Annotated in this window: 1 protein-coding gene and 3 pseudogenes; all 4 read right to left on the minus strand. The window is 57.9% G+C overall.

Going from position 1 to position 2,991, the window contains the following annotated elements:
- Positions 1–126: 126 nt before the first annotated feature.
- Positions 127–897, minus strand: coding sequence for a 5-oxoprolinase subunit PxpA (locus ACSZPU_RS24690; protein ID WP_499004223.1), 771 nt, complete (start codon positions 895–897; stop codon positions 127–129).
- A gap of 6 nt (positions 898–903) precedes the next feature.
- A pseudogene (locus ACSZPU_RS24695) lies at positions 904–1,690 on the minus strand (5-oxoprolinase subunit C family protein).
- Positions 1,687–2,375: pseudogene (pxpB, locus tag ACSZPU_RS24700) on the minus strand (5-oxoprolinase subunit PxpB). Before pxpB ends, ACSZPU_RS24695 begins: the two co-directional pseudogenes overlap by 4 nt.
- A 3-nt stretch (positions 2,376–2,378) precedes the next feature.
- Positions 2,379–2,924, minus strand: a pseudogene (locus ACSZPU_RS24705) (transporter substrate-binding domain-containing protein); the annotation flags it as partial.
- Positions 2,925–2,991 lie beyond the last annotated feature (67 nt).

Here is a 2,991-nt window from a genome sequence, read left to right on the forward strand (position 1 = left end):
GGGGTTTTGATAACTGGCTTAAAGCTGAAAGCTTTCCGGAACCCCCAGCCTAGCTGGGGGTTTTTTGTGCACAAAAAGCCCGACGGCATGAAGGCCTGTCGGGCTAAAGACACAGCGCAATACACACTACTGTTGCAATACCTCCGCCGCGGGAGCCACTACGCCACCACAGGCTTCAATCTCACTGCGTACAATCTTCGCCAGCGCCAGCGACCCCGGCGTGTCGCTGTGAACCAGAATCGAGCGGGCACGAACCGCAAGATGATGCCCTTCGATGGTGGTCACCGTGCCTTCCTGCAAAAACTGGCGAACGCGTCCACGCACGGCGCCTTCCTCTTTAATTACCGCCCCAGGCTTGCCGCGCGGTACCAGACGCCCGGCGGCATCGTAGGCCCGGTCAGCGAGAAACAGCGTTAAGCCTGGCAAACCGACGCTTTTCGCCGCCTGCTCAATAATGGTGTCCGGCTGGGAAAAAATGATTAACCCCGGGTCGAGCTGATAAATCGCCTGCATCACCTGGCGCGCCAGCGCTTCGTCGCGGTTGATCATATTGCCCATTGCCGCGTGGAAACTCACATGCGACACCGCAACCCCTTCCAGTTTGGCAATCGCCTGCAATGCGCCAATCTGATACACCACCTGCTGGCAGATTTCATCGGGGGTGAAGGCAATCTCTTTGCGCCCGAACCCTAATCTGTCCGGCAGCCCCGGATGCGCACCAATGCCCACGCCCCGACGCTTCGCCAGGCGCACCATTTGCGTCATGATGGCCGGGTCCCCCGCATGAAAACCGCAGGCGATATTGGCCGATGAGACAACCTGCATCAGGGCTTCGTCGTCGCACAGCTGATAAACGCCAAAGCCCTCGCCCATATCGGAGTTCACATCTATTTTCATCATCGGTTATTTCCCATACACACTGATAAGCGAACGCGAAAAATCGCGCAACCGCGCCAGCCAGCGTTCTGTCGCCTGCCGCGCAACGATAGCCTGCTTCGCATCGCTCTGGATTAACTGAATCGACTGCCCGGCCTGTAGCTGGCCAAGCCGCCAGAGATCTTCTTCAATCACGCAGGCAATCTTGGGATAACCGCCTGCGGTATTCGCATCGTTTAGCTGAATGATCGGCTCCCCCGCTGGCGGCACCTGTACAATACCGGGGATCAGCCCGTAAGAGCGCATCTCTACCGTGCGCGAAGGAATAATCGGTTCACCGGAAAGGCGGTAACCAGTGCGATTGCTTTGCCGGGAGATCTGCCAGGGCTGCTGCCAGAAACGCGCATGATCCGCCGCGCAGCGCGGTGCTGCGTGAACCTAAAACTTCGGGTACATCGATGCCACCGGCAACACAGAGATAGCCCCGCGTGCCGGAACGGGGATAGCGCATTTCCAGCACCTGGCCTTTTTTCACCGGGCAACCCCACCAGGGCGGCAGATCGATATCGTCCAGCCGCGCCCGGCAATCCGCCCCGGTCAGCGCAATGGTTGTCGCTTCATGAAAGCGCACGCGAAACGGAAACATCTGCATTTCAATGGCGGCGGCGTTGTCATCGTTGCCCAGCAGCGCATTGCCTGCCCGCAAGGCCAGCGGATCCATCGCGCCGCTGACTGACACCCCCAGGTGGCGAAAACCCAAACGCCCCAAATCCTGCACCGTGTTTAGCGCGCCCGTGCGTTCGATTTCGATCACAGCTCTATCCTTTCGGGTAAAAATCGGATGTTATCGCCGGGTGCCATCAGCGCGGGGTTGGCCACATACGGGTCAAAGACCTCCAGTTCAGCATAACCAATCGCGTTCCAGCCGTTCGGCCCGGTTAATACCGACACGCCCGTCTGCGCCCCACCAATAGTCACGGTCCCTTTAAGCATGTTGAGCGATGGCACCTTTTTTCGCGGTGTCGCCAGCTCTGGATCAAGGCCATGTAGATAACCAAACCCCGGCGCACTGCCCAGTGCGACCACGGTGTACTGCCCCTGATAGTGGCGGCGAATCACCTCTTTTTCCGTAAAACCGGTGTGGCGGCATACCGACACAAGGTCGCTTGCCAGCTCGCCACCGTAGTGCACGGAATTTCAATCAACTGCCCCTGCGTCTGCACTTCCCGCGCTTCTCGCCAGTATTCGCGTAGCCGCTGCGGAAACGCGTCGGCCTCTTCCGGCGTGCGCCTGAGCAATACCAGCAAATTGGTAACACCGGGAATCAGAGCTTCAACCTCATCACACTGAGAGAGCATTTGCGCCAGTGACCAGATACGCCGCTGCGCCGCCAGGCTAAATGCTCCCGGCGCTTCCACCAGCCAGGCGCGGCTCCCCATGGTCGAGAGCGTGATATCCGCCCCTAAAGAAACAGACGCGTGTTGCTCTAACCAGGCCATAACTTATTCCAGTGGTTCAAATTTCAGGGCAGACAATGGCTGTACACGCTCTTCGCGCACCATCTTGTACTCGGTATTTGGCCCAATCCAGGTGTCCCAGATTTTGTCGATGGTGCCATCGTTGTCCATGGTTTTCAGGCTGGTGTTCACCGCGTTCAACAGGGCTGGCTCGTCACGCTTCATGCCCACGCCAATCGGTTCCAGCGCCATCGGCTCTTTGATCATCGCCAGCTCGATACCGTCTTTTTTCGCCTGGGAGATCATCTTGATGCCGGTCATGGTGTTGGTCACAAAGCCAACCGCCTTGTTTTGTTCCAGCGCGAGGAAAGCGGATGCCGCATCCTGGAATGTCACCGCGTTGCCGCCTTTAATATGGATCGACTGCTCAGAGGTGGTGCCTTTGGTCACGCTGATGCGCTTGCCTTTAAAGTCCGCGAGGGTTTTATCCGCGTTCTCTTTTTTCACCAGCAGCATCTCTTTGGCGACATAGTACGGGTCGCTGAACTGGATCTGATTGCCGCGCGTTTTGGTGTACGCCAGATTAGATAGTGTCGTCACAAGATTTTAGCCCAGAGAGCGATGCATCTGATCTGGACGGCAGCGAGAAATGAGGCCG

The sequence above is a fragment of the Phytobacter sp. V69 genome (assembly GCF_965644215.1).
In the GTDB taxonomy this organism is placed as follows: domain Bacteria; phylum Pseudomonadota; class Gammaproteobacteria; order Enterobacterales; family Enterobacteriaceae; genus Phytobacter.